Here is a 25,786-nt window from a genome sequence, read left to right as displayed (position 1 = left end):
TCGACCCCCTCTCTACAGACACTGCGGTGTGCCAGGCAAAAGCGGTTGCCAGGTTTTAGGGCCGCTTCGCAGCCCAGCGCAGGGCAAGCCTGCTCACCACAACAAGCCCCCTCCCACATTTACTGCACCTGATACACCACCGGCGCCGCACCCACCGGCAGTGCGGTGACACTGCGCGAGGCATAGCCTTCTCTTCCGGTAGCGGAGAAATTTGCCACCAACCGCGTGCCATCGGCAAAGGTGGTCTGTTGCAGCTGCCTATCCGCCGTCAGCCAGCGAAAATCAGTCATGGCCTGGGTCGCCAGGCGCTGGTGCAACGGACGGAAAAATGCGTCCTGGCGCTGGATCGCCGGCAAGCGCTGCGCCAGGGTGGCGGCGCTCAGGTGATACAGCGGCGGCACGTTGTAGAGCAGTTGGGTCAGTTCGTTCTCGGCCCGTACGTTGCTCAGTTTGAGGCTGTCGAACAACCAGTGATGGGTGGTGATCACCGAGCCATGTAACACCGCCTGATATAACGGCAGGCGCAGGGTCGGATCGAAATACACGCTGCGCAGCGACGCTTTCAATGGCACCGGCTTGAAAAACACCGCCGGTTGTTCGGGCGGGTACCAGTTGCCGACGTAGTACGGCGAATGCTTGTCCTGGGTCATCTCACGGTCGCCCCAACCAAGCACCGGTGTCTGCATGCCATGGGCGAACAGGATGCCCTGGGCGGTGACAGCGTTACCGTCTTCGGAGCCTGTGGGTAACTTCAGCACGGTATTGAGCCAGCGCACGGCGTCGATATTACCCGCGGCGTTTTGCGCCTGGGTCATCGGCGCGCCAGCGCGGTAGCTATCGAACAGCATGCTGGTGGCGTAGGCATCCAGAAACCAGGCATTGAAACCGGCCTTAGCCTGCACTGCCTTCACTCGCGCCTCCAGCAGCGGCCGCATGCAGCGCGGGTCGGTGTAGTGGCCGGATTTCTGGAAACCGCTTTTGTATGTGCCGTCTTGCAACACGATGGCGCAGTCGCGATACGCCTTGCGGCCCAGGTGGGCGGTGGTCCAGTCCGGGTTTTCCGTGGCCGACAGTGCGGTTTCGTAGGAGTCGTAAGGGGCCATCAAGTAGCCGGCCTGCACTGCGGCGCGAATCGCTTCGGGGTGCCAGAGGCCGCCCTCCCAGCCTTCGCCCAGGGTCACCAGCAAACGCGGCAGGCCGCTGTTGCGCAGGGTTTGAAGGGTCTTGCCGCCCCAGGTGGCCGGGTCGGCGCTCAACGCCCCGGCGAACGCCACGGCCAGTTCTGCGCGCAGCTCGCCATAACGTGCGGCCAGTCGGGTCATGTCCGGCTCGTCGACTTGCCAGCTCTGCCGCGCCTTTTTATTGATCGCCGCGTTGAGGCTGCGCAGCACCACGCTCTGCTCGTAGGGATTCAACGGGCGGGATTGCGCCAGGATCTGCGTGGCTTCCTTGTCCAACAACGCCTTGAGTGCATGGGCGCGCAGCCGCTTGAGCAACAGCGGCCAGTCACGCACATCGTTCGGCGCCAGCAGGTCATTGCCCCACAGGTAGACGTGGCTGGCGCCCAGCAATTTCTGCGCCTCGGGGGTCTGTTGCAGCTTGTCGTCGAGCGTCTCATAACGGCCCTGCTCGACCAGCCATTGACGATAGCGTTTGGCGCCGGCGAGGGGGTCTGCATCGCCCAGGTACAGGCGCAGGGTCATCGGGGTATTGGGGTCCAGCGCGGTGAATTCATGGGCCAGCGCCAACCCCACACCGGCACCTTCAGCTTGCCATTGCAGACGGTTGTTGTAGGGGTTGGTGAGCAGCCAGTTCAGCGTGAAACCGCCGTGATCCATACCCCACAGCGGCAGACTGAGGTCCTGGGTGGTGTTGAACGCGCCCTGCTCCAGCAGGAACGCTTGCCATACCGCATTGCCGGTGGGCACGTAATGCCCTTCGGCCAACGGCCAGATCAGTCCGTTGCCCATGGCCCCTGCCGGTTGTTGCAGCAATGCCAAATGCCCTGCTTGGCGCGCGGTGATGCTCAGCAGCAACTCGCGCTGCTCAAGGCGTGCGCTGAGGCGATAGGCGCCGTTGTCCCACTGCCAGCTCGCTTGCTCGGCGCTGCTTTGCAAGTCGCTGACGGCATGCGCGGTGACGCCGCTGGAGGCTTGCACACTGGCCTGACCCGACGGTGTCACCCGCAGCGCCAGGGTGGCGGGGTCCAGTTCGACGCGCCACAGCGTGTTTTCCAATAGGGCGCCGGCAAACGCCATGGGCGACAGCAAGCAGAAGACCAGCAGGGTAAGACGCAGACGGTTCATGGTGGGCAACCGTTGAAGAGTGAGACCAAGAGGGTAAAACACTCAACGGTAGACGGGGTAACAAATGCCCTGATGACGATCAAACGTGGGGGGGCGGTGCGACGATTCGGCGTGCACCCGATAGCGATGCGTCAATGATAGCTGGGCTGACTGAACCACTGCTATCGGGGGCAAGCCCCCTCCCACATTTTGAGCCGGTTCTTTCAGTTAATACTGAGGAGGGCGACTGGCATTAGTGCAAGCCCCCTCCCCCATTTCTAAACGGTTTTTTCTTCAGGCTTGGGCTCGCGAATCTTGTACCACGCCACATACAGCGCCGGCAGGAACAGCAGCGTCAGCAAGGTGGCGATGATGATGCCGCCGATCATCGCGTACGCCATCGGCCCCCAGAACACTTCGCGGGCAATCGGGATCATGCCCAGGCTCGCCGCAGCGGCCGTGAGCAGAATCGGCCGACGGCGGTGCTCGGTAGCCTCCACCACGGCATCCCACGGCGTGTAGCCGTCGCGCTCATAGGCGTCGATCTGCGTCACCAGGATCACCGAGTTACGGATGATGATGCCGATCAACGCCAGGATGCCGAGGATCGCCACAAAACCCATGGGCGTGCCGGTGGGAATCAGGGCCAGCACCACGCCGATCAGCCCCAGCGGCGCAACACTGGCCACCAGGAACATCTTCTGCACGCTGTGCAACTGGATCATCAGGAACGTCGCCATCAAAAACAGCATCAGCGGCACCACGCTGGCGATCGGGCCCTGGGCCTTGCCGCTTTCTTCCACGGTACCGCCGGTGGCGACTTTGTAACCCACCGGCAGGCCGGCGCTGAACTTGTCGATCTCCGGCTTGAGCTGCTTGACCAGGTCGGTCGGCTGCATCTCATCGCGCACTGAGGCCTTGATGGTGATGGTCGGCAAGCGGTCGCGACGCCACACCAGCGGCTGCTCCAGCTCATAGCGCACGGTGGCAAACGCTAGCAGCGGGATCGACGTGCCGTTGGGCGTGACGATCTGCAAATTCTGCAGGGTTTCCGGCGTGCCGCGCTCTGCGTCTTCGGCGCGGCCGACCACGTTGATCAGGTAGATATCGTCGTGCACCTGGGTCACCGACGCGCCGCTGACTACGCTGTTCATCAACTGCGCGACATCTTCGGAGGACAGCCCCAATTGCCGCGCCTTGTCCTGGGCGATGTCGATGCGCAGCACTTTGCCTGGCTCGTTCCAGTCGTAAATGATCTCGCCCAAGTGGGTGTTTTTATCCAGCAGAGTCGCCAGTTCGATGGCGTGTTTGCGTACCTGGTCGGTGTCTTTGCCGGACACCCGATACTGAATCGGACGCCCTACCGGCGGGCCCATTTCCAGCGGCTGCACATAACTGCCGATACCGACGAAGTCATCGCGCAGACGCTTCTGCAGGCGTGCGATCAACGCGCCGCGTTCTTCCAGGCCTTTGCTGACGATTACCAACTGTGCGTAGTAAGGGTTTTCCAGTTGCTGGTCGAGGGGCAGGTAGAAACGAATCGCGCCCTGGCCGATGTAAGTGCTCCAACGGGCGATGTCCGGGTCGTCCTTGATGATCGCTTCCAGGCGGTCGACGGCCTTGCGCGTCTCGTTGATCGAAGCGTTCTGCGGCAGGTTGAGGTCCACCAGGATTTCCGGGCGATCCGACGACGGGAAGAACTGGTTCTGCACGAACTGCATGGAGAACACCGACGCCACGAACAACCCCACGGTGATGCCAATGGCCCACCAGCGGTTGCGCATCGCCCACAGCATGCCGCGATTGAAACCCCGGCCAATGCGCCCAGGCTCGGCGTTGTGCGGCTTCACATTGGCGCTGAGGATATGCACGCCGATCACCGGCGCAAACAACACCGCCACCACCCACGACACCAGCATCGCCACGGCGATCACCGCGAACAGGGTGAAGGTGTATTCCCCTGCCGAGCTGGCATTGAGGCCGATGGGCACAAAGCCGGCCACGGTGACCAGCGTACCGGTGAGCATCGGGAACGCGGTCGAGGTGTAAGCGTAAGTGGCCGCCTGGGCCTTGGTTTCGCCTTTTTCCAGGCGCGTGATCATCATCTCCACGGTGATCATCGCGTCGTCCACCAACAGGCCGAGGGCGATAATCAACGCGCCCAGCGACACGCGCTGCATGGTGATGCCGCTGTATTCCATGAACACGAACACCAGCGCCAGCACCAGCGGAATCGAACACGCCACCACCAGCCCGGCACGCAGACCGAGGCTGATAAAACTCACCACCAGCACGATGATCACCGCCTCGAACAACGCACTGGTAAAGCCGCCCACGGCTTCTTCCACTACTTCGGCCTGGTCGGAAACCTTATGCACGCCGACGCCCACCGGCAGGTCGGCGGTCAGCTCGTCCATGCGCTCATGCAAGGCTTTGCCGAACGACTGGATATTGCCGCCCTTCTGCATGGCGATGGCCAACCCGATGGCGGGCTTGCCGTTGAAACGGAACATCGGCCGCGCCGGGTCGACGTAGCCACGGCTGATCTCGGCGATATCCGCCAGGCGATAGAAACGGTCGTTGAGGCGCAGGTTGACGTCGGCCAGGTCCTTCTCCGAGGCGAACTGCCCCGAGGTGCGCACCGAAATACGCTCCGGTCCGGCTTCGATCACCCCGGCCGGGGTCACGGCGTTCTGGGATTGCAGGCTCTGCACCACTTGGCGCTGGTCGATACCCAGGGCCGCCAGTTTGCGCGTGGAGAAATTCAGGTAAATCACTTCGTCCTGCTGGCCGATCATCTCGACCTTGCCCAGCCCCGGCACTGCCCGGATTTCGGCACGCACCTGTTCCACGTAGTCACGCAGTTGGCGCATCGACAGACCGTCGCCGGTGAAGGCGTACACCGACCCGAACACGTCACCGAACTCATCGTTGAACGAAGGCCCCTGCAAGCCCTGGGGGAAGGTTCCGCGAATATCGTCGATCTTCTTGCGCACCTGGTACCAGATTTCGGGGATGGCCTTGGCGCTGGTGGTGTCCTTGAGGAATACGAACACCGTGGACTCGCCTGGCCGCGTGTAGCTTTTCACGTAATCCAGAGAGTCGAGTTCTTCGAGTTTTTTCTCGATGCGGTCGGTGACCTGCTTGAGGGTTTCTTCTTGGGTTGCGCCCGGCCAGCGGGTCTGGATCACCATGGTCTTGATGGTGAACGACGGGTCTTCTTCGCGCCCCAGGTTCATATAGGAGAACACGCCCATCAGCAGCGCGACGAACATCAGGTACCAGACGAAGGACTGATGCTTGAGGGCCCAGTCGGATAAGTTGAAGCTGCCTTTCATCGCGGGCTGTCCTCGTCGATTTTGACTTTCTGCCCGGGCTTCAGGCTGTTCACGCCGGCGGTGACGATGCGCTCGCCGGGTTTGACGCCGCCGTTGATCAAGGCGCTGCCGGCCTCGCGGCTGATCACCGTGACGTCGCGCGGCTGCACGCTCTGGTTTTGCGTGTCGAGCAGCCAGATGCGAGTGGCGCCGTCCACCTCCTGCAAGGCGCTCACCGGCAGCTCGATGCGCGGCTCAATGGCGGTGCTCAGGGTGACGCTGATGGCGGTGCCGAGGCGGAACGCTGGTGGTGTTTCGGCCAGCGTCAGGCGCGCGCGACGGGTGCGCGTGGCGCTCTGGGCCTGGGGCTCGATTTCACGCACGGTGGCGGTGGTATTGATGCTCGGGTCCAGTTGCCCGGCAACCAGAAACACCCCATCCGGCGGCAGGCGCTCGGCCAGGCCGGCGGGCAGGTCGATCACCGCTTCCTTGATATCCGGGCGCGCCAGGGTTACCACTTGTTGGCCGGCGCTGACCACCTGGCCGGCCTCGGCATTCCAGGCGGTGACGATGCCGGCGTGGTCGGTGCGCAGTTCGGCGTAATTGAGCTGATCCTTGGCCTGGTTGACCGAGGCCTGAGCCTGGTCGAGGGAGGCCTGGGTGGTTTTCAGGTCGGTCAGGGCCACATCCAACTGGGCCTGGGCGCCGACGCCACGGTTGAACAGTTCCTGCTGGCGCCGGGCATTGGCCTGGGCATTGATAAATTGCGCCTGCACCCGCGCCAGGTCGCCCTGGGCGGCGCGCAACTGGTTCTGCTGGTCGGTGGGGTCGAGCACGGCCAGCAAGGCGCCCTTCTCCACTTCGGCGCCCACATCCACCAGGCGACGGGCGATGCGGCCGGGCACGCGAAAGCCCAGGTTACTTTCGTAACGGGCCTGGATGGTGCCGGCGAAGCGGCCGAGGTTTTCTTGGTCTTCAGCCTTTACTTGCATCGACAGCACCGGGCGCACCGGCTCGGGCGCGGGCTCTTCTTTGGAGCAGGCCGCCAGCAACAGGCCGGCGGCGAGCATCAATACCAGACGCTTCATGGCTGGGCTCCTGGCTGGGCAATCTCGACCTGCATACCGGGGTGCAACAATTGCCCGCCGGCCACCACGACTTTTTCACCGCCCTTGAGACCCTCGCTGAGGATGACTTTGCCAGTGAGATAGCGGGCCACGGTGACTTTATGCAGCTGCACCTTGCCGTCGCCGTCCACCAGCCACACCGCCGGTTCGTTGAGGTCCTTGGTGAGGGCCGACCACGGCAGTTCCACACTGGCCTTGGCCGGGCCATTGGCAGTGGCGCTGACAACCGAGCCCAAGTGCATGCCTTCGGGCAGCGCCTGCAGGGCGATTTTCACTTGCACGGTGCCGGTGTTGGCGGCCACGGCGGGAGTGACTTCGCGCACCTTGCCCTGCACCTGAATGCTTGGGTTGTCCAGCAGGCTGACGGTGATCGGCGTATCGGTCGACGGTTCGACCAGCAGCGATTCATATACGTTGAACACCGCATCGCGCTCGCCGTCGCGGGCCAGGCTGAAAATCGGCACGGTGGCCTGCACCACTTGGCCTACCTCGGCCTGGCGCGCGGTGATCACACCCGGCGCATCGGCCACCAGCGCGGTGTAGCCCAGTTGTTCACGGGCATTGGCCAGCTGCGCCTGGGCGGCGGCCAAAGCGCTTTGGCTGCTGCGCAACGCCGCCTGGGCCGAGTCGTATTCGCTGCGGCTGGTGTAGCCCTTGGGCAGGAGTTTTTCCTGGCGCACAAAGGCCGCCGCTGTCTGCTTGACCCGCGCCTGTTCAGCCACGACCTGGGCCTGGGCCGAATCGACGTTGGTCTGCAAGTCTTTGGGATCGAGCCTGGCCAGCACTTGCTTGGCGCTGACGCGGTCACCCACATCTACCATGCGCTGGATGATCTTGCCGCCCACGCGAAAGGACAGATCGGTTTGCACCCGCGCCTGGATATCCCCGGTCAGCGTGACCGCCGCGGCGAAATCCGCTGGCTCCACGGTTTGCACAAACACCCGGGAATGCGCCTTGGGCTCGGTGTTTTCCTGACCGCAACCGCTCAAGAACGCGACTAAGCCAAGACCGAATATACAAGTGGAAATACGACCGCCCATGCAGTCTCCTTTTGCGTGATGCCGACGTGCCAGTGTGTATGCGACTGTCAGCTTAGATCAGGGTTCCTTATCTGCATGGGGAAGAGAGTATTGAGGTGATTTCACCGGCCTCATCGGGGGCAAGCCCCCTCCCACACTTTGATTTATGAATACATTCAAATGTGGGAGGGGGCTTGCCCCCGATAGCGGTACAACAGTCAGCGCAGAACTAGCCCTGCCATTTGCCGCCTTCGACAATCACACTGTCAGGCGGGGTGTCATCGCTCAGTTCTTTACGTACGTATTGGTCATACAGTTTGAGCAGAAATTTCTCCTCGCCCAACTTCGCCAACTCGGCGTTCACCCAATCACGCAGTTCGATATTGCCCTTCTTCACTGCCGGCGCAATTGGCGCCTCGTCGCCGAGCTTCTCTTCCAGCACGCGGTAGCCTGGGTTCTGCTTGGCCCAGCTGAACAGCACCAGGTTGTCCTGGGCGTAGGCATCGCCGCGACCGGCCGCCAGCGCTTGCAGGGATTCTGAATTCTTCTCGAACTTGAGCAGTTTCCAGTCCGGGTGGTTTTTGGTCAGCCAAATATCGGCGGTGGTGCCGGTGGTGACGATGAGGGTGCGGGTCGCCAGGTCATCCAGGTGCTTGACCGGGCTATCGTTGGGCACCAAGGCCTGCACCGCGACTTTCAGGTTGGGGTGGGTGAAGTCCACCGCTTCCTTGCGCTCCGGGGTGACGGTCATGTTGGCCAGGATCAGGTCGACCTTGTCGCTTTGCAGGAACGGAATACGGCTGGCCGGCTCCACCGCGACGAATTCGACTTTGTTCTCATCGCCCAGCAGGTCCTTGGCGAAACGACGGCCAATATCGGTATCGAAGCCGACGTAGCGCCCGGCCTCGTCTACAAAGCCGAACGGCGGTTTGTCAGTGAATACGCCAACGATCAGCTTGTCGCGCGCCTTGATTTTGTCGATGTAACTCGCAGCAGCCACAGGTTTTGCAGGCTCTTCGGCCTTTTTATCGCAGCCGACCAGCAGGGCGACGGCCACCAGGGGCAGTAGTAGTTTTTTCATAGCAGTTCCAGTTCCTTGATCTTCTTGGGCAGTGTTGAAACAAAGGAGAACTTCTCCAGAAACTGCTGCGCGCGTGCGGTCTGCGGGTTCGTAAAGAATGCCTCGGGGGTGTTGTGTTCGAGAATGCGACCGGCCTCCATGAACACCACGCGGTCGGCGACGGCGCGGGCGAAGGCCATTTCGTGGGTGACGATCAGCAGCGTCATACCTTCGCGGGCCAGGCCCTGGATCACCTCCAGTACTTCCTTGACCATCTCCGGGTCGAGGGCCGCGGTGACTTCGTCAAACAGCATGACCTGGGGGTTCATGCACAACGAGCGGACGATGGCGATACGTTGCTGCTGACCGCCGGAGAGCTGACGCGGGAAGGCGTCGCGCTTGTCCGCCAGGCCGACACGCGCCAACAGTTGTTCAGCCTGCTCGCGGGCTTCGTGCAGGTTGCGTTTTTGCACTTTCAGCGGGCCGAGCAGCAGGTTGTCGAGCACACTCATGTGCGGGAACAAGTGGTAGCTCTGGAACACCATGCCGATGTCCTGCCGCACCTGGCGCCAGTCGGTGTTTTTATCCAACAGCTCCTGGCCGGCAAACCGCAAGCTGCCGCCGTCGGCCACTTCCAGGCCGTTGAGGCAGCGCAGCAAGGTGCTTTTGCCGCAGCCGCTGGGGCCGAGGATCACCACCACTTCGCCTCTGTGCACGCTCAGGTCGATGCCCTTGAGTACCTGCTGCTCGCCGAAAAATTTGTTGAAACCCTGAAACTCGATCAATGCGCTCATGCTTGGGCCCAGCGCCGTTCCAGCACCTTGGAGGCGGCCGACAACGGGTAGCAGATAAAGAAGAAAAACAGAAACAGCGCGCCGTAGATCAACACCGACTCATAGGTGCGCTCGATGATTTGCTGGCCGACCTTGATCACGTCCACCACGCCGATCAGCACTGCCAGGGAGCTGGTCTTGATGATGCGGGTGTAGACGTTGATGGTCGGCGGGGTCATGCGTTTAAGTGCCTGTGGCAGCAGCACGTAGCCGTACAACTGCGGCGCCGACAAACCAATCGACAAGCCCGCCTCGCGCTGGCCGCGGGGCAACGAGTGCAGGGCGCCACGCACTACCTCACCGACTTCGCTGGCGCCCCACAGCGATAGCACCAGCACCGCGCACCAGAAACTGGGGAGGCTGAGGCCGAAGAAAATCGGCAACCCGAAAAACAACAGGTACAACCACACCAACACCGGAATCGCGCGGAACAGTTCCAGATAGACGCGCAGCACCGCGTTGATCGCCTTGTTATTCAAGGTGCGCAGCACGCCATACAGCACGCCGCCCAGGGTGCTGAAAACGATGCTCAGCACCGAGATCGACAAGGTCTGCGCGGCGCCCTTACCCAGTTGCGGCAACGACACCCATAACAACTCAAGACCCGAACTGGCCATGCTGGAGCCTCCTTTCCAAGCGGCTGAGCAGCAGCGACAGCGGTAAAAACAACAGCACGCAAATCAGCGTCAGCACGGCGAGCATTTCGTAGGTTTTGTAATAGAGGGCGATGTAGCTCTTGGTGGTGTAAAGAATTTCCGGCACCGCCACCGCAGAAACTACGGTGGTCTCCTTGAGCAAAAAGATGAAATTGGCGAACAGTGCCGGCAGGCTGAGAATGCCGGCCTGGGGCAGAATCACATGGCGAAGCAGCTGCCAGTCGGACAGGCCGATGGACTTGCCCGACTCGATCTGCGCCAGCGGCACCGCTTCCACGCCGGCGCGCAGCACTTCCGTGAGGTAGGCGCCGCCAAGAAACGTCATGGTGATGATCGCGGCCCAAAACCCGGAGATATTCACGCCCAGGGCGGGCAAGGCGAAGTACACGAAAAACAGCTGAATCAGCAGCGGCGTGTTACGCGCCAGCTCAACGTACAACGCCACCAGGCGCGACAGGTACGGCGTGCGAAACACCAGCAGCGCCGCGTTGATCAGCGCTACAAGCAAGGAGGTGGCGATGGCGATCAGGCCCACTTGCAGCGTGACACCCACAGCGTTCAAAAACGCCGGCAGGGTGCTGAGGATAAAAGCGAAATCGAAGGTCATTTGCAGTCCATGACGCCGCAGGGTAGAGCGGCGCGTGCTATCCAAGCCAACGTGGGTAACGTCGGGTAGCGCGAACTTTAAAGGTATAAAAAGTAAAATTTAAATACCTAAATAGCATATTGATATCACCCAAAAAGATAACCTCGGGATTCGCGGAGTGAACGGGTGGCGACTATGGTTGCGGGGTCTGTGTTTCGAGGGAATAAACAATGAACAAAGCGAAACCGATTGATCCGCAGGAGCTGGTGAAATGGTTGGTGGCGTTGCGCAGGGCGATCAATAGCCGCGCGCTCTGACACGCTGAAGTTTCACTGTGAGATAAAGATCTAATGTGGGAGGGGCAAGTCGAATCGTCGCACCGCCCCTCCCACATTTTGATTGCACTCCAGATTCCACACATAAAAAACGCCGACGCTATGTGAGCCGTCGGCGTTGAAACCTTGAAGGGGGTTTTGGCTTACATCAGAACGCCGGCACGACCGCACCGTTGTACTTCTTCTCGATAAAGGCTTTGACTTCCGGGCTGGTCAGGGCCTTGGACAGTTTCTGGATTGCATCGCTGTCTTTGTTGTCCGGGCGGGCCACTAGGAAGTTCACGTAAGGCGACTTGGCGTCTTCGATGATCAGCGCATCTTTGGCCGGGTTCAGGCCGGCTTCCAGGGCGTAGTTGGTGTTGATCAGGTCCAGGTCGACCTGGTCCAGCACGCGGGGCAGCAAGGCCGATTCCAGCTCTTTGAATTTGAGGTTTTTCGGGTTGCTGGCGATGTCTTTCGGTGTAGCCAGGGCGTTGGTCGGGTCTTTGAGGGTGATCACACCGGCTTTCTGCAGCAGCAACAGGGCACGGCCGCTGTTGGAGCCTTCGTTCGGGATGGCCACGGTGGCGCCGTCTTTCAGCTCTTCAATTTTCTTGATCTTTTTCGAGTAACCGCCGAACGGTTCAACGTGCACGCCCACCACGGTCACCAGGTTGGTGCCCTTGCCCTTGTTGAAGTTTTCCAGGTACGGCAGGGTCTGGAAGTAGTTGGCATCCAGGCGCTTTTCAGCGACTTGCACGTTGGGCTGCACATAGTCGGTAAATACTTTGATTTCCAGGTCCACGCCTTCTTTGGCCAGGGTTGGCTTGACCAGCTCAAGGATCTCGGCATGCGGGATCGGGGTGGCGGCCACCACCAGTTTCTCGTTGGCCTGGGCGAAGCTGGCAGTCAGGGCAGCGGCGAGTGCGGTAAACAACAGAACCTTTTTCATGCAGTGTCCTTATCGACATTCGGAGGGCGTCTCTGACGACCGTTTGTTAAGTGAGGTGCCAGCGAAGTGCTATCGCGGCATGGAACGGACAATACCTAGATTTTTTATTCCCGAACAATATCTTTTATTCACGTTGATATTCCATTTTGCTCATGTAGGAATTGGCGCAACGTTGCCTGCTCCGCTGGGCTGGCTTGGGCATAGATCCGCCGCACTTGCTCCAGAGGCGAATCCACCACCGGCAGGTTCAGGTGCTCGGGCAAAATTTCGTCGCCGCTACTGACCAGCAACGCGAAGTGAATAACGTTTTCCAGCTCACGGGTATTGCCTGGCCAACTGTGATGTTCCAGTACGCGCTGCGCAGCCTCGCTGATCAGCGGCACCGGCAAGTCCAGGCGCTGACTGTAGATGCCCAGGAAGTATTCGGCCAGGGACAGAATATCCCCCACCCGCTCACGCAACGCCGGCAGGTCCAGCCGGCCTTCGCTCAAATAGTGGAAGAGCCGCTCATGGAACTTGCCGGCCGCCACGGCCTGGGCCAGGTCGATGCTGGTAGCGGCCACCAGGCGCACGTCCACCGGGCTCGGTTGATGAGCCCCGACGCGGGTGACTTCGTGGTTTTCCAGCGCGGCGAGCAATTTGACCTGGATCGGCAACGGCAGGTCGCCGATCTCGTCCAGGTACAAGGTGCCGCCATTGGCCGAGCCGAACCAACCGGCGCGGCTGCTGGCGGCGCCGCTGTGACTGCCGGCGGCGTAGCCGAACAGCTCGGCATCGGCGTAGGTGGGGCTGATCGCGCCGCAATTGACCGAAACGAACAAGCCACTGCGGTCACTGCCACGGTGAATATGCCGCGCCAGCAGCTCTTTACCGCTGCCGGTTTCGCCGCGGATCAGTACGGGCAAGGCACGCGGCGCGAGCGCTTCCAGGTCTTCGCGCAGCTTGCGCGAGCGCGGGTCGACAAACACCAGGGCCTTGGCGCGGATGCTCAGCGGGCTTTTTTCCGCGTCGGGGAAGGTCAGCAGTGGCTGGCCGAAGGTTTCATGCAGACTCATGACAGGCTCCCGCCCCTATCCACTGCGGGACGGGGGCGTTAAAAAAATGATCAGGCACTGCGCCGGGCGTGATGCTCAAGGCGACTTTGCAGGCGATAGAGGTAAGCGAAACCCTGCTCCCAGCGCTGGTGGCCGGACTTCACATTAATATGCCCGGCACCGGCCAGGATCCCGGCTTCAGCTCCCCAGTTGCGCGCCAACTCCAAGGCCCGAGGGGCACTGACGGCACTGTCGTTGTCGGAGCTGACCACCTGGCTGGGGAACGGCAACAGGTCGGTAGGGATCGGCGCAAAGTTGCGCAAGGCCGGCGAGCAGGCCGGGCGTTCCACATCCGCCGGCGCCACCAGCAAGGCACCGCGCACCTGCCGCAGAAAATGCAGCGGCGCGGTAGCGGCCCAATGGGCCACGGTGATGCAGCCCAGGCTATGGGCGATCAGAATCACTGGCGTGCTGTCGGCGGCGATCGCCTCGGCCAGCGCGGCTACCCAGTCTTCGCGGCGCGGCGTCAACCAATCGGCCTGCTCCACGCGGGTGCTGTTGGGCAGGCTGTTCTGCCAGTGACTCTGCCAATGATCTTCTGGCGATCCTTGCCAGCCCGGCACGATCAGGTAACGAACCAACTCGCTGTGCATGGGTGTGCCCTCCTGCAGCGTTTAACGTTGCTGAGCAGTATAGGGACGGGGGTTATATTCGTTAAGGAATAAGAAGCTATTTATTAATAACCAAAAATTCAAAATTCTACCCGATCTGCCTTCACTTCACTTCTCGCACAATTCGAACAACTGAGCCTGTAAGCATTGCCCCGCCGCACTCAGGCCATGGCGGGCATACAACGCCAGACGCACGCCTTGCACCTCGGGCAAACCGCTGTCAGGCCCCAGCTCCATATGCCCTGGCTGCACTACCCGGCGCGGCAACAGACTCACCCCCAACCCCGCCGCCACTGCCGAACATACGCTGGCCAAACTCGCGCTGGAGTAACCGATACGCCAGCGCCAACCGCCCACTTCCAGGTGCTGCAGCATTTCATTGCGGTACAGGCCGCCCACCGGAAAGGCCACCAACGGCAACGGGTCGCGCCCCACGGAGGGTGTGGTGCGACTGTCCACCCAGCACAGCGGCTCGGGCCACGAGGCCAGGCAGTCGGCGCTGTCGCCCATTTGTTTGACCAGCAACACATCGAACTCGCCGGCCCGGTATTGGCGTTGCAATTCGGGGCCCAAACCACTGGTGACCTCCAGACGCACCCGTGGATAAGCCTGCACAAATGATGACAACAGCGGCATCAGGCGCTCGGCGGCAAAATCTTCCGGCACCCCCAGGCGCAGCACGCCGTCGCTTTGTTGGCTGATCAGCACCTCAGCGGCCTCCTCATGCAGCGCGAGGATGCGCCGCGCGTACGCCAGCAAGCGCTCGCCCTCGGCAGTGGCGACCACGCGGCGCTGGTCGCGGTCGAGCAATTGGCACGCCACCGCGTCCTCCAGGCGACGAATCTGCTGGCTTACGGTGGATTGGGTCAGGTGCAGGCGCTCGGCGGCGCGGGTGAAGTTGCCGCAGTCCACCACGGCGACAAAACTGCGTAATAACACGGGGTCGAACATCCACATCACCATTGTGTTTGCCACTGATTGGCATGGTTATATTTAATTTCAGAATACCCTTAGGGCTGCCCATACTTCACCTCCCATCGTGCCCGGAGCGGCCTGCATGACCCTGAACAAATCCCTCGCCGGCTGGGGACTATTGCTGGTGCTGGGCCTGAACTTGCGACCAATCCTCAGCTCAATCAGCCCGCTGCTGGGCGAAATTCGCCAGGCCACGGGCTTGAGTTTCCAGAGCAGCGCCCTGCTGACCAGCCTGCCGGTGGTGTGCATGGGCCTGGTGGCGCTGGTCGGCGTGCGGGTGGAAGCACGCTTGGGCGAGCGGCGTGGCATCGCCCTGGGGCTGATGATGATCCTGTTGGCCTGCCTGGCGCGCTGGCTGATGGGGCAGGCGTCGGCGCTGTTGGTCACGGCATTGCTCGGCGGGGCCGGTGTGGCGCTGATCCAGGCGCTGGTGCCGGCGATGATCAAGCGCGAGTTTCGTCATCGCGTGCCGGTGGCGATGGGGGTGTACTCGGCGTCGCTGATGGCCGGCGGCGGGCTGGCGGCGTTGCTCAGCCCGGTGGTGGCGACGCACTTTGCGCAGTGGCAGGCCGGGCTCGGAGTCTGGCTGTTGCCGGCACTCGGCGCGTTGCTGTTGTGGGCCTGGCTGCCGCTGGGCGCGGCGCGTAACCCGCAAGTGCCGCCGGCGCTGGAAGGCCTGCGCAATCGGCGCGCGTGGTTGCTGGCGTTGTATTTCGGCCTGGTGAACTGCGGCTACATGAGCCTGGTGGCCTGGCTACCGGCTTATTACCAGCAACTGGGCTGGGGCGTGCTGCCCAGCGGCTCGCTGCTGGCGTACATGACCATTTTTCAAGTGATCGCCGCGCTGCTGATGCCGGTGCTGGCGCAACGCGGTGTCGATCGTCGTCCGTTGCTGGTCATCAGCCTGCTGGCGCAAACCGTGGGTTACCTCGGCCTGATCTTCGCGCCGCTGGACTATCCCCACCTGTGGGTGGCCCTGTGCGGCTTCGGCCTGGGCGCCTGCTTTGCCCTGAGCCTGCTGCTGACCCTCGACCACCACCGCGACCCACGCCATGCCGGGCAACTGGCGGCCTTCGTGCAAGGCGTGGGTTTTTTGATCAACGCCATTTCACCGTGGATGACCGGTTGGCTGCGCCAGCTCACCGGCGACTTCGTCAGCGCCTGGTGGGTGCTGACCGCCACGGTGCTGGCAATGCTGGTGGTGACGCGGGTGTTCAGCCCGGCGAGCTATCGCGTCGAACTGGCCGTCGTGGCGCCCGGCCAGCGCTTTACACACTAGCGACACACACCCATGTCAGATTTGCACCACTGAATTCCACCCGCCCCTTTGACGAAAACGAGGACGTCGTCTGATGGACTGTATCTTCTGCAACATCGCCCGCGGCACCGCCCCTGCCCACCTGTTATGGGAAGACCAGAGCCACATGGCTTTCCTCTCCATCTTTCCCAACACCCCAGGGTTCAGCGTGGTGATTCCCAAGGCTCATTACGGCAGCTATGGGTTTGCCCAGTCCGACGAGGTGCTGTGCGAATTGGTGGTTGCGGCCAAGAAGACCGCACTGCTGATTGACCGGGCGCTTGCGGGTGTGGCGAGGACCGGCATGATTCTGGAGGGTTATGGCGTCGATCATTTGCACGCCAAACTGTTCCCGATGCACGGAACGGGCGAGGACAGCGCTTTCAAAAAAATCAGCTCTCGCATGGATAAGTTTTTTGATCGCTATGAGGGCTATCTCTCATCCCATGACTGCGCCCGGGCCGACGATTCGGCGTTGGCCGAGCTGGCCGCCCACATCCGTGCCGTGAACGACTGAGCACGGGGCGGCCTGACGCGCAACCTCAACCCGCCGCCGCACCTCAGCGCAGCGCCGTTTCCGCCGGGTTGAGGCCTGCATTGGGCGCCGCCATGGGCTCAAGCCGATTGGCCCGCGCAAATGTGCCGAAATCATTGAAGCGCACGCCCATGTCGGCCATGACCTTATGCGCCACCTTGGCCGTCATCTGGCGGATATAGAACGGTTCCTTCACCACAAAATGATGAATCCCGTGGGTGCTGCCGAAGTTGAAGCAGAACGCCTGCAACGGCCACATCCACCACGGGTTTAGCACCTGGGTTTGCTGGATCACATTGCCCGGTTCCACATCGCCGTAGTAGTGCATGTTGGAGCTGACAAAATGCAGGCAGAACGTGCGCAGCACATTGGGCCCGATGATCACCACGGCGGCGATGTCGATCACGTGCATCATCTGCAAGGTGCCCGCCGACCATTCGATGGGCGCGCCGAGTAGGCTGGCGACACCGTTGGCGGCGTGGAACCCGAGAAACACGTACCACGCGCCCCAATGCAGCAGCGCCAGCGGCGCGTAGACCAGCAGCGCGCGCTTGAGGATCTTGAATTTATGGCTCCAAGTCTTGGCCCGCAGCATGCGGATAAACGCCGACATCACGTTATCGCCCACCATCAACAGGCGCGCCAGGCCCCACGGTTCGCCGTTGGTGATTGCGCGCTCCTCCATGTCGGCCTCGGTGCCGGAGACCTTGTGATGATTGAGGTGCAAGTGGCGGCGAATCCATGGGTTGATGGTGCTCGGCCGCGCCAGCCACACCAGGGCCATCATCAGGTTATGCGGCACACGTTGCTTGCGAAAGTACATGCTGTGGATCAGGTCATGTTCCAGCTCATGGGTCAGTGACGCAAAAAATGCGTTAAGCAGCAGGCACACCCACCAGGCCATATGCCCGGTAATGTAGAGCGCCGCCGAGCCGAGCATGCCCAGCAACGCAAAGGCCAGGATGCCCGCACCCAGCGCGTCCTGATGCAGCAGCCAGGGGTGTTGCTGGCGCAAGCGCACACCTTCGGCGAGTACGACTTCGCGAATGTGCGCCGAACGTTGTTGTGCATTCAGCGATTGGGGACTTGCAGAAGTACCGTCCATGCTCCCATCCTCTTGTTTATCGAGGTTTACATCCTGCACCAGGCGCTTGCGCAGGACGCTAGCCCCACACGCCAACCTGTTGACCGCACACGCCAATCGCCATGACCGAACCCACCTCCCTCGCCAGCTGGACCCGCGCCTTGCGCAAGCAGCTCGATGCCTTGGGCCTGGACAGCGCCGCGCTATGCCGCGAGGCCGGGCTCGATCCGCAGCTGATGGAGGACCCCAACGCGCGCTACCCGCTGTCGGCCACCACGCGCCTGTGGGAATTGGCGGTGCAGGCCAGCGGCGATCCGGCGATCGGTCTGCGGGTGTCGCGGTTTGTCAGCCCAACCACGTTTCATGCGTTGGGCTATGCGCTGGTGGCCAGCGGCAGTTTGCGCGAGGTGTTCGAACGCATCGTGCGTTACCACCCGGTGGTCAGTGACGCCTTGACCCTGGAGTTGAGCGGCGATGGTGAGCGCTATCGGTTTCGCCTGCTGCAACCGCCAGGCAGCCCGGCGCCAGCGTTGGAGGCCATTGATGCGTTCGCGGCGATTTACGTGCGCACCTGCCGCAATCGCCTGGGTCGGGATTACGCGCCGTTGGCCGTGTACCTGCGCCGCCCGCCGCCGGACGATCCGACGCCGTGGCAAACGGTGTTCCGCGCGCCGGTATTTTTTGCCGCCGACGAAGACCGCCTGGAATTCGCCGCGCGCGACTTCGACAGCCACCTGGACGACGCCAACCCGGAGCTGGCCGAACACAACGAAACCGTGCTCAAACGCACCCTCGCCCAACTGCAACCGCTGACCTGGGAGCGCAAGGTGCGGGCGGTTATCGAAGCGCAATTACCGGACGGCGAGCCCAGCGCCGAACGCGTTGCCCAGGCCCTGCACCTGAGCCTGCGCAGCCTGCAACGGCACCTGGCGGATGAAGGCTGTCGGTTCGATGCGCTGCTCAACCAATGTCGGCAGAACCTGGCGTTGCAGCACCTGCGCGATCCGCAGTGTTCGTTGGCCGAGATCAGCCATTTATTAGGGTTTGCCGATACCAGCAGCTTCAACCGCGCGTTCAAGCGCTGGACGGGGATGACGCCGGGGCAGTTCAGAGAAGGCCTGGGTTAGCGCCCACGCTCGCGCCGCAACAGCTTCTTGACCCGCGCGACCAGAGCCTTGTCATCAAAGGGCTTGAGCAGGTAGTCATCCTCATGCAGTTCCAACCCGCGCAGGCGATCTTCGATCCCGCCCGGTGTGGTCAAGAACAACAGCGGCGTGTCGCCCTGCTGTCGGATCGCCTGCTGCAGCGTCCAAGCATTCAGGCCCGGCAACATCACGTCCAGGATCACCAGGTCATACACGCTGCTTTCCACAAAGCGCTGCGCGGCCATGCCGTTGGCCGCGACTTCCACAGCGAAACCCGCCTCGCTCAAGCCTTGGGCCATGCGTTGCGCCAGCTGCGGCTGGTCTTCCACTAACAACACCTGCATGCCTTACCTCTGGGTTTAATGACAAACCTGTCATCCAATTGTGCGGCTTCTGACCCCGTTCACTGGCTACCGTGGCGGCCTGTTCAACGGAGCTTTCACCATGTATCGCACTGCTTTGTTTCTGAGCCTGGCCCTGACCGGCGCCGCCCAAGCGGCACCGCAATTGCCACGCCATGCCGATTTGGATCTGCGTACCGCCCGCCAATTGGCCGATGCCAGCCTGGCCCACTGCAACGCCGCGCTGACCGTGCTCGATCGCGGCGGCAATTTGCTGGTGGCCCTGCGCGCCGACACTGTCGGGCCGCACAACAGCCTTGCCAGCCAACGCAAGGCCTACACCGCGCTGTCGAGCAAAACCGCCACCCGGCTATTTGCCGAGCGCGCCCGCAACAACCCGGAAGCGGCCAACCTTAACACCTTGCCCGAATTGCTGTTGCTCGGTGGCGGCGTGCCGTTGTTTGCCGACGCCGAACTGGTCGGCGCGCTGGGTATCGCCGGAGCCGGTGGCGCAGCGCAGGACGAAGCCTGTGCAGTCCAGGCCGCCGAGCAACTGGGCCTGAAAACTTCTCTGTGATTAACCCTCGAAAGGACCTCCCCATGAAAACCCTGAGCATGACCCTCGCCGCCCTCAGCCTGAGCGGCCTGTGCAACCTGGCCCTGGCCGCCGGCAACCCGCTGAGCGTGCACGTTCTCAACCTGGAAAACGGCCTGCCGTCGGCGGGCGTCAGCGTCACCCTGGAACAGCAGGTGGGCGATCACTGGCAAGCGCTGTCCGAGGGCGTGACCAACCAGCAAGGGCGCATTGCCGAACTGTTCCCCGCCGACCGCAGCCTGACGCCCGGCGAGTACCGCGTGGTGTTCAAGACCGGCGACTATTACAAAAAAGCCAACCGCGAGACGTTCTTCCCGGAAGTGCCGGTGATTTTCCAGGTCAAGCAGGCCGACCAGCACTATCACATTCCGCTGCTGCTCAGCCCGTACGGGTTCTCCACCTACCGCGGTTCCTAGTTCACGCGCCTGCGGCACGCCGCAGGCCAGGCAGGTCGAGCACTTCGATTGCGCCGTAACTCAAGCCGATAATGCCCTGCTGCTCCAGGCTCTTGAGCAAGCTGTTGATGGTCTGGCGCGACAGGCCCAACATCGCCGCCAGGTCTTCCTGAGGCAGTTGCAGCACGCGGCGTGCCTGTTCGATTTCGCCGTAGCCTTCGGCAATCATCAGCAACCGATGGGCCAGACGCGCCGACGCGGGCATCAGGCTCATCTGTTCGATATTGATCAACGACAGCCGCAGTTTATGGCTCATCAACAGGGCCACTTCCGGCCAGTACACCGGCTGGCGCTCAAGCAGCGCGAGCATCGCTGCCTGCGGCACCTGCAGTAACGTGCACGGCCCCATGGCCAGCGCATCATGGGTGCGCGGCAGGCCGTCGAACAGGCAGATTTCACCGAACCAGTAAGGGGTTTCCACCAGGCTCAATACTGCTTCCTTGCCTTGGGCATTGACCGCGCTGATACGCACCGCGCCGTGGAGCACGGCATACAGGCCACAGGGCGGATCGCCGCGTTTGAACAGCAACTGTCCCGCCGCCAACGTGCGCAACCGAGCGGCCGCCAGCAGGCTACGCTGAAAATCGTCCGGCAAATGGCTGAACCAGTGGCCGGTGACCAATTGGCGGTGCCAGTTCTCTGGGTTCATGAGCGCTCCGAAGATTGTCGCCCAGCTGACAGTCAGGCGTGGTCCGACAGGGCATGATCAAACATCCTACAGGAGGAACAACAATGAAAAGCCTCGTCGACCACCTCAGTCAATACGCCGCCTACCACCGCGACCCGCGCAATATCGCTAGCCATTTTGTCGGCATCCCGTTGATCGTCATCGCCGTCGCCGTGCTGCTGTCGCGCCCCACCTGGGCTATCGGCGGCCTGTGGATATCTCCGGCGCTTATCGTGGCGCTGCTGTCGGCATGGTTTTACTTGCGTCTGGAACTGGCGCTCGGCGTGTTGATGAGCGCGCTTATGGGCTTATCGGTGTGGGCCGGGCACACACTCGCCACGCACAGCACGCTGGTATGGCTGAGCAGCGGCATCGGGCTGTTTGTGGTGGGCTGGGTGATTCAGTTTGTCGGCCACTATTACGAAGGCAAGAAACCGGCGTTTGTGGATGACATTTCGGGGTTGATAGTGGGGCCGCTGTTTGTGGTGGCGGAGGTGGCGTTTTTGCTGGGGTTGCGGCAGGGGCTCAAGCGGCAGATCGAAGAACGCTCGGGCCCGGTGGCGCGCCGCGATCTAAAGCCGAGACAGGTCTGAATGTGGGAGGGGCGGTGCGACGATTCGACTTGCCCCCTCCCACATTGGCCCCATTCTCACATTGGGTAGTGCAGGGTTCTCAGGTTTTTTGCCAGACCTTGGGCTTGAAGAACAGGGTTTCGCCACGGGCCAGGCCGATCAGGCTGTCGTGGTCTTTCACCACTTCGGCTTCGATCAGTTCGGGCTGACCCTCCACCTTCAAGGTCACTCGCGTCGTCGCTCCCAACGGGCGGATATCGCGGACTTCGGCGGCGTGGTGGTCTTCCAGTTCATGGCGCGACAGCGACACTTCATGGGGGCGGAACAGCACGTGCTGGTCTTCGCCCAAGTGCAGGCGATTGGAGTCGCCGAGGAAGTGGTACACAAAATCGCTGGCCGGGTTTTCGTACACCTCGCCCGGTGAGCCGATTTGCTCGATCACGCCCTTGTTCATCACCACGATACGGTCGGCGACTTCCATGGCCTCTTCCTGGTCGTGGGTCACGAAAACCGACGTGAGGTTGATGTCTTCATGCAAGCGCGCCAGCCAGCGGCGCAGTTCTTTACGCACCTTGGCGTCGAGGGCGCCGAAGGGTTCGTCCAGCAGCAGTACTTTGGGTTCCACCGCCAGGGCGCGGGCGAGGGCGATGCGCTGGCGTTGGCCGCCGGAGAGTTGTTCCGGGTAGCGGTCGGACAGCCAATCGAGCTGCACCATGTTCAGCAGCTCATGGACTTTCACCGCGATCTGACTTTCGCTGGGCCGTTGGTTTTTCGGTTTCATACGCAGGCCGAAGGCGACGTTGTCGAACACGGTCATATGGCGGAACAGCGCGTAGTGCTGGAACACAAAACCGACGTTGCGATCACGCACATCATGGCCAGACACGTCTTCGCCGTGGAACACGATGCTGCCGTCATCCGGAGTTTCCAGGCCGGCGATAATGCGCAGCAAGGTGGTCTTGCCGCAGCCGGAAGGGCCGAGCAACGCCACCAGCTCGCCGCTCTGGATATCCAGATTGATGCTGTCCAGGGCCTTGAAGGCGTTGAAGTTCTTGCTGACGTTACGGACTTCGATCGACATGACTTATTCCTCTGCCGCACTGGCGCGCAGGCGATTGATACGGTTCTCGCTCCACTGCTTGAGCAGCAGGATGAAGAGCGCCAGGACCAGCAACAGACTCGCCACCGCGAACGCGGCGACGTGGTTGTATTCGTTGTAGAGAATCTCGACATGCAGCGGCAAGGTGTTGGTCACGCCGCGAATGTGGCCGGACACCACCGACACCGCGCCGAACTCCCCCATCGCCCGCGCCGTGCAGAGCACCACGCCGTAGATCAGGCCCCATTTGATGTTCGGCACGGTGACATGCCAGAACATCTGCCAGCCGTTGGCACCGAGCAGGCGCGCGGCCTCTTCTTCCTGAGTGCCCTGCTCCTGCATCAGCGGGATCAACTCACGGGCCACGAAGGGCACGGTGACGAAAATGGTCGCCAGCACGATGCCCGGCAAAGCGAACACGATCTGGATGTCGTGCTCTTGCAGCCACGGGCCAAAGAAGCCCTGGGCGCCGAACATCAGCACATACACCAGACCGGCAATCACCGGCGATACCGAGAACGGTAGGTCGATCAGCGTCACCAGAATGCTTTTGCCACGGAACGAATACTTGCTCACGCACCACGCCGCGCTGACGCCGAACACCACGTTGAGCGGCACCGAAATGGCCACGGCGATCACCGTGAGTTTCAACGCCGAGAGCGCATCGGGTTCCAGAATCGCGGTAAAGAACGCGCCGAGGCCGTTCTTCAGGCCCTGGGACACCACGATAAACAGCGGCAGCAGCAAAAACAGCACGAACACCAGCCAGCCGAAGCCGATCAGGATGCGCCGCGACGCTGCGCTGCCACGTCGGGCGGCGTTGGAGGACGCGGCGGAAATAGACGATTGGGACATGTTCCGCGCCTCCTTAAGGACGTTCGATACGCCGCTGCAGCAAGTTGATCAGCAGCAGCAGCACAAAGGAAACCACCAGCATCAGCACCCCGATGGAGGTGGCGCCGCGGTAGTCGTATTGGTCGAGCTTGACCATGATCAGCAGCGGCAGGATCTCGGTTTTCATCGGCATATTGCCGGCGATAAAAATCACCGAGCCGTACTCCCCCACGCCACGGGCGAACGCCAAAGCGAAACCGGTCAGCCAGGCCGGCAACAGCGCCGGCACGAGGATGTAGCGGAACACCTGCAACGGCTTGGCGCCCAGGCAGGCGGCGGCTTCTTCGACTTCGCGCGGGATATCGGCCAGTACCGGCTGCACCGTGCGCACCACGAACGGCAGAGTCACGAAGGTCAGCGCCAGGGTGATGCCCAACGGCGTGTAGGCGATCTTGAAGCCCAGGTCGGCGGCGAACTGGCCCACCAGGCCGGTCGGCGTATACAGCGCGGTCAGCGCAATACCGGCCACGGCGGTGGGCAAGGCGAATGGAAGGTCGATCATCGCGTCGATGATCTTGCGACCGGGGAAGGTGTAGCGCACCAGCACCCAGGCCAGCAGCGTGCCGATCACGCCGTTGATCAACGCGGCGTACAGCGCGGTGCTGAAACTCAGCTTCAATGCCGCCAGCACGCGGGGTGCGGAAATAATGGCCCAGAACTGATCCCAGGTGAGTTGAGCGGCGTGAACGAACATCGCCGCGAGGGGGATGAGCACGATCAGGCTGAGGTACACCACGGTGTAACCCAGCGTCAGCCCGAAGCCGGGTATGACGGGGGAGATACGACGCGACATAAGAGTCCTTGGTTAGCGTAACGGACACACAAAACCCGCAGCTGAATGCGGGCTCTGTGGGCGGGTTGTTGCTGGCTTACTGCGCCGTGTAGATCTGGTCGAACACGCCACCGTCATTGAAGAATTTCGGTTGGGCAGTTTTCCAGCCGCCGAAGTCTTTGTCGATAGTCACCAAGTCCAGTTTCGGGAACTGCTGGGCGTATTTGGCGGCGACTTTCTCATCCCGTGGACGGTAGAAGTTTTTCGCCGCAATCTCCTGGCCAGCGGGGCTGTACAGGTGCTTGAGGTATTCGGTGGCGATTTCGGTGTTGCCCTTCTTCTCGGCGTTCTTATCCACCACCGCTACCGGCGGTTCGGCGAGGATCGACAGGGACGGTACGACGATATCGAATTTGTCTTTGCCGCCGTCTTCCTTGAGCGCCAGGAACGCTTCGTTTTCCCAGGCCAGCAACACGTCGCCCTGACCGTTGTTGACGAAGGTGATGGTCGAGCCGCGCGCGCCGGTGTCCAGCACCGGTACGTGCTTGAACAGTTCCTTCACGTATTCCTGGGCCTTGGCTTCGCTGCCGCCGGCCTTGAGGCCATAGGCCCAGGCGGCGAGGAAGTTCCAGCGGGCGCCGCCGGAAGTTTTCGGGTTTGGCGTGATCACCGAGACGTCCTTCTTGATCAGATCGCCCCAGTCCTTGATGCCTTTGGGGTTGCCCTTGCGCACCAGGAACACGATGGTCGAGGTGTACGGAGTACTGGCGTCTGGCAGGCGGGTCTGCCAGTTTTCCGGCAGGGTTTTGCCCAGTTTGGCGATTTCGTCGATGTCACCGGCCAGGGCCAGGGTCACTACGTCGGCGCGCAGGCCGTCGATCACCGCACGGCCTTGCTTGCCAGAACCGCCGTGGGATTGCTGGATCTTGACGGTGTCGCCGGGATGGGACTGTTTCCAGAAGCTGGTGAATTCCGCGTTGTAATCCTGGTACAGCTCGCGGGTCGGATCGTACGAGACATTGAGCAACTCGTAGTCCTTGGCAACCGCGGAACCGGCAAACACGGCGCTGGCCAGGGCGGCCAGGGCATAACGGCGAATCGACGACATAGAAGCTCCTGAAATTCTGGGGTGTTGGCTTTTTCTTATAGTTGCGGGTCTATCGCCGTCAGCGCTTAGCTCGGTTTGTTACCGGGGTTCTGCAAACGGAATTTTTCCTTGCGCTCGATCTGCACCACTTGGGCGTTGTGCACGGTGATTTCCACCGCGCCAAAACGCAGATCGCGCAGGGCGCTCTGGATCTCACGCAAAATGGTTGCTTCGTCCTGGCCGTCGACGCTACGTAGAGATGCGCTCATGGTCTCGCTCCTGAAATGAATAGTGCCTGGCAGTGGCGGCACTGCTTGCGGCGTGAGAGCGATAGTAGATAAGCGTGAATATTCTTAAAAATACTATTTAAGAATTTTTATATAACCAAAAAGAATTTTCTGGCAAGGCGTGGAG

26 protein-coding genes are annotated in these 25,786 nt (G+C 61.8%); 6 read left to right on the top strand and 20 right to left on the bottom strand.

Translation table 11 applies throughout. The annotated features are described in order from the left end of the window. Nucleotides 1-119: 119 nt before the first annotated feature. The 12 genes from YA0848_RS25815 to YA0848_RS25760 all read right to left on the bottom strand — a co-directional run bounded on the left by YA0848_RS25815 (nt 120) and on the right by YA0848_RS25760 (nt 14,805). Nucleotides 120-2,306 (bottom strand): glycoside hydrolase, encoded by a 2,187-nt coding sequence (locus YA0848_RS25815; protein ID WP_169903678.1) that lies wholly within the window; start codon nt 2,304-2,306, stop codon nt 120-122. Nucleotides 2,307-2,563: 257 nt separating this feature from the next. Next, the gene (locus YA0848_RS25810; protein WP_034111294.1) at nt 2,564-5,623 is read right to left on the bottom strand and encodes an efflux RND transporter permease subunit; all 3,060 of its coding nucleotides are present in this window, start codon (nt 5,621-5,623) and stop codon (nt 2,564-2,566) included. Next, the gene (locus tag YA0848_RS25805; protein WP_169903679.1) at nt 5,620-6,690 is read right to left on the bottom strand and encodes an efflux RND transporter periplasmic adaptor subunit; all 1,071 of its coding nucleotides are present in this window, start codon (nt 6,688-6,690) and stop codon (nt 5,620-5,622) included. Before YA0848_RS25805 ends, YA0848_RS25810 begins: the two co-directional genes overlap by 4 nt. Further along, nucleotides 6,687-7,769 carry an efflux RND transporter periplasmic adaptor subunit gene (locus YA0848_RS25800; protein ID WP_169903680.1) on the bottom strand — a complete coding sequence of 361 codons (1,083 nt, stop codon included), beginning with the start codon at nt 7,767-7,769 and terminating at the stop codon, nt 6,687-6,689. Before YA0848_RS25800 ends, YA0848_RS25805 begins: the two co-directional genes overlap by 4 nt. A 208-nt stretch (nt 7,770-7,977) precedes the next feature. Continuing rightward, nucleotides 7,978-8,829, bottom strand: coding sequence for a transporter substrate-binding domain-containing protein (locus tag YA0848_RS25795; RefSeq protein ID WP_034095329.1), 852 nt, complete (start codon nt 8,827-8,829; stop codon nt 7,978-7,980). Further along, on the bottom strand, nt 8,826-9,602 hold the full coding sequence (locus tag YA0848_RS25790; RefSeq protein ID WP_169903681.1) for an amino acid ABC transporter ATP-binding protein: 777 nt from the start codon (nt 9,600-9,602) through the stop codon (nt 8,826-8,828). The genes YA0848_RS25795 and YA0848_RS25790 overlap by 4 nt, the downstream gene beginning before the upstream one ends. Beyond that, on the bottom strand, nt 9,599-10,258 hold the full coding sequence (locus tag YA0848_RS25785) for an amino acid ABC transporter permease (protein WP_034095327.1): 660 nt from the start codon (nt 10,256-10,258) through the stop codon (nt 9,599-9,601). Before YA0848_RS25785 ends, YA0848_RS25790 begins: the two co-directional genes overlap by 4 nt. Beyond that, the gene (locus YA0848_RS25780) at nt 10,239-10,904 is read right to left on the bottom strand and encodes an amino acid ABC transporter permease (RefSeq protein WP_034095326.1); all 666 of its coding nucleotides are present in this window, start codon (nt 10,902-10,904) and stop codon (nt 10,239-10,241) included. The genes YA0848_RS25785 and YA0848_RS25780 overlap by 20 nt, the downstream gene beginning before the upstream one ends. Before the next feature lie 462 nt (nt 10,905-11,366). Continuing rightward, the gene (locus YA0848_RS25775; RefSeq protein ID WP_034095325.1) at nt 11,367-12,149 is read right to left on the bottom strand and encodes a MetQ/NlpA family ABC transporter substrate-binding protein; all 783 of its coding nucleotides are present in this window, start codon (nt 12,147-12,149) and stop codon (nt 11,367-11,369) included. A 128-nt stretch (nt 12,150-12,277) separates the two neighbouring features. Beyond that, entirely contained in the window at nt 12,278-13,204 is a 927-nt protein-coding gene (locus YA0848_RS25770; protein WP_034111285.1) for a sigma 54-interacting transcriptional regulator, read from the bottom strand. Nucleotides 13,205-13,254: 50 nt separating this feature from the next. Beyond that, a complete protein-coding gene (locus tag YA0848_RS25765) occupies nt 13,255-13,836 on the bottom strand; it encodes an alpha/beta hydrolase (RefSeq protein ID WP_040265266.1) in 582 nt (193 codons plus the stop codon). 126 nt (nt 13,837-13,962) lie between these two features. Further along, nucleotides 13,963-14,805: a LysR family transcriptional regulator gene (locus tag YA0848_RS25760; RefSeq protein ID WP_040265346.1), complete on the bottom strand. Its 843-nt coding sequence runs from the start codon at nt 14,803-14,805 to the stop codon at nt 13,963-13,965. A gap of 106 nt (nt 14,806-14,911) precedes the next feature. On the opposite strand from YA0848_RS25760, the gene YA0848_RS25755 reads away from it, so the two are divergent. Both YA0848_RS25755 and YA0848_RS25750 read left to right on the top strand, forming a co-directional pair. After that, complete coding sequence (locus YA0848_RS25755) at nt 14,912-16,108, top strand: CynX/NimT family MFS transporter (RefSeq protein WP_169903682.1); 1,197 nt, start codon at nt 14,912-14,914, stop codon at nt 16,106-16,108. A gap of 73 nt (nt 16,109-16,181) precedes the next feature. Further along, the gene (locus tag YA0848_RS25750; protein ID WP_169903683.1) at nt 16,182-16,643 is read left to right on the top strand and encodes an HIT family protein; all 462 of its coding nucleotides are present in this window, start codon (nt 16,182-16,184) and stop codon (nt 16,641-16,643) included. 43 nt (nt 16,644-16,686) lie between these two features. Here YA0848_RS25750 and YA0848_RS25745 read toward each other — a convergent pair whose 3' ends face one another. Next, the gene (locus YA0848_RS25745) at nt 16,687-17,766 is read right to left on the bottom strand and encodes a fatty acid desaturase (protein ID WP_169903684.1); all 1,080 of its coding nucleotides are present in this window, start codon (nt 17,764-17,766) and stop codon (nt 16,687-16,689) included. A gap of 101 nt (nt 17,767-17,867) precedes the next feature. Between YA0848_RS25745 and YA0848_RS25740 the strand changes: the two genes are divergently transcribed. Further along, nucleotides 17,868-18,872, top strand: coding sequence for an AraC family transcriptional regulator (locus YA0848_RS25740; RefSeq protein WP_034111280.1), 1,005 nt, complete (start codon nt 17,868-17,870; stop codon nt 18,870-18,872). On the opposite strand, the gene YA0848_RS25735 is transcribed toward YA0848_RS25740, so the two are convergent. Beyond that, nucleotides 18,869-19,234, bottom strand: a complete 366-nt coding sequence (locus tag YA0848_RS25735; protein ID WP_034095318.1) for a response regulator transcription factor — start codon at nt 19,232-19,234, stop codon at nt 18,869-18,871. The genes YA0848_RS25740 and YA0848_RS25735 overlap by 4 nt on opposite strands. A gap of 100 nt (nt 19,235-19,334) precedes the next feature. Between YA0848_RS25735 and YA0848_RS25730 the strand changes: the two genes are divergently transcribed. Then, nucleotides 19,335-19,808 (top strand): GlcG/HbpS family heme-binding protein, encoded by a 474-nt coding sequence (locus YA0848_RS25730; protein WP_169903685.1) that lies wholly within the window; start codon nt 19,335-19,337, stop codon nt 19,806-19,808. 23 nt (nt 19,809-19,831) lie between these two features. Next, a complete protein-coding gene (gene uraH / locus YA0848_RS25725; RefSeq protein ID WP_034095316.1) occupies nt 19,832-20,242 on the top strand; it encodes a hydroxyisourate hydrolase in 411 nt (136 codons plus the stop codon). 1 nt (nt 20,243) lies between these two features. Here the strand turns inward: uraH and YA0848_RS25720 are convergent, their stop codons facing one another. Further along, nucleotides 20,244-20,930: a Crp/Fnr family transcriptional regulator gene (locus YA0848_RS25720; RefSeq protein ID WP_169903686.1), complete on the bottom strand. Its 687-nt coding sequence runs from the start codon at nt 20,928-20,930 to the stop codon at nt 20,244-20,246. 83 nt (nt 20,931-21,013) lie between these two features. Here YA0848_RS25720 and YA0848_RS25715 point away from each other — a divergent pair, with 83 nt between their 5' ends. Further along, on the top strand, nt 21,014-21,541 hold the full coding sequence (locus YA0848_RS25715) for an Mpo1 family 2-hydroxy fatty acid dioxygenase (protein ID WP_034095314.1): 528 nt from the start codon (nt 21,014-21,016) through the stop codon (nt 21,539-21,541). Nucleotides 21,542-21,620: 79 nt separating this feature from the next. Here YA0848_RS25715 and YA0848_RS25710 read toward each other — a convergent pair whose 3' ends face one another. From YA0848_RS25710 to oscA, 5 genes are all read right to left on the bottom strand, one after another. Then, nucleotides 21,621-22,601: a sulfate/molybdate ABC transporter ATP-binding protein gene (locus tag YA0848_RS25710; protein ID WP_169903687.1), complete on the bottom strand. Its 981-nt coding sequence runs from the start codon at nt 22,599-22,601 to the stop codon at nt 21,621-21,623. 3 nt (nt 22,602-22,604) lie between these two features. Then, nucleotides 22,605-23,474: a sulfate ABC transporter permease subunit CysW gene (cysW, locus tag YA0848_RS25705; RefSeq protein WP_034111277.1), complete on the bottom strand. Its 870-nt coding sequence runs from the start codon at nt 23,472-23,474 to the stop codon at nt 22,605-22,607. Nucleotides 23,475-23,487: 13 nt separating this feature from the next. Continuing rightward, nucleotides 23,488-24,306, bottom strand: coding sequence for a sulfate ABC transporter permease subunit CysT (gene cysT / locus YA0848_RS25700; RefSeq protein WP_034095311.1), 819 nt, complete (start codon nt 24,304-24,306; stop codon nt 23,488-23,490). A gap of 76 nt (nt 24,307-24,382) precedes the next feature. Further along, entirely contained in the window at nt 24,383-25,393 is a 1,011-nt protein-coding gene (locus YA0848_RS25695) for a sulfate ABC transporter substrate-binding protein (RefSeq protein WP_034095310.1), read from the bottom strand. Nucleotides 25,394-25,458: 65 nt separating this feature from the next. Next, nucleotides 25,459-25,641 carry a sulfur starvation response protein OscA gene (gene oscA, locus YA0848_RS25690; RefSeq protein ID WP_007941032.1) on the bottom strand — a complete coding sequence of 61 codons (183 nt, stop codon included), beginning with the start codon at nt 25,639-25,641 and terminating at the stop codon, nt 25,459-25,461. Between the last annotated feature and the right edge of the window lie 145 nt (nt 25,642-25,786).

The sequence above is a fragment of the Pseudomonas sp. S4_EA_1b genome (assembly GCF_016307435.1).
In the GTDB taxonomy this organism is placed as follows: Bacteria; Pseudomonadota; Gammaproteobacteria; order Pseudomonadales; family Pseudomonadaceae; genus Aquipseudomonas; species Aquipseudomonas rhodesiae.
The sequence above is the reverse complement of the archived record's forward strand: the minus strand, read 5'-3'. Positions and strand labels throughout refer to the sequence as shown.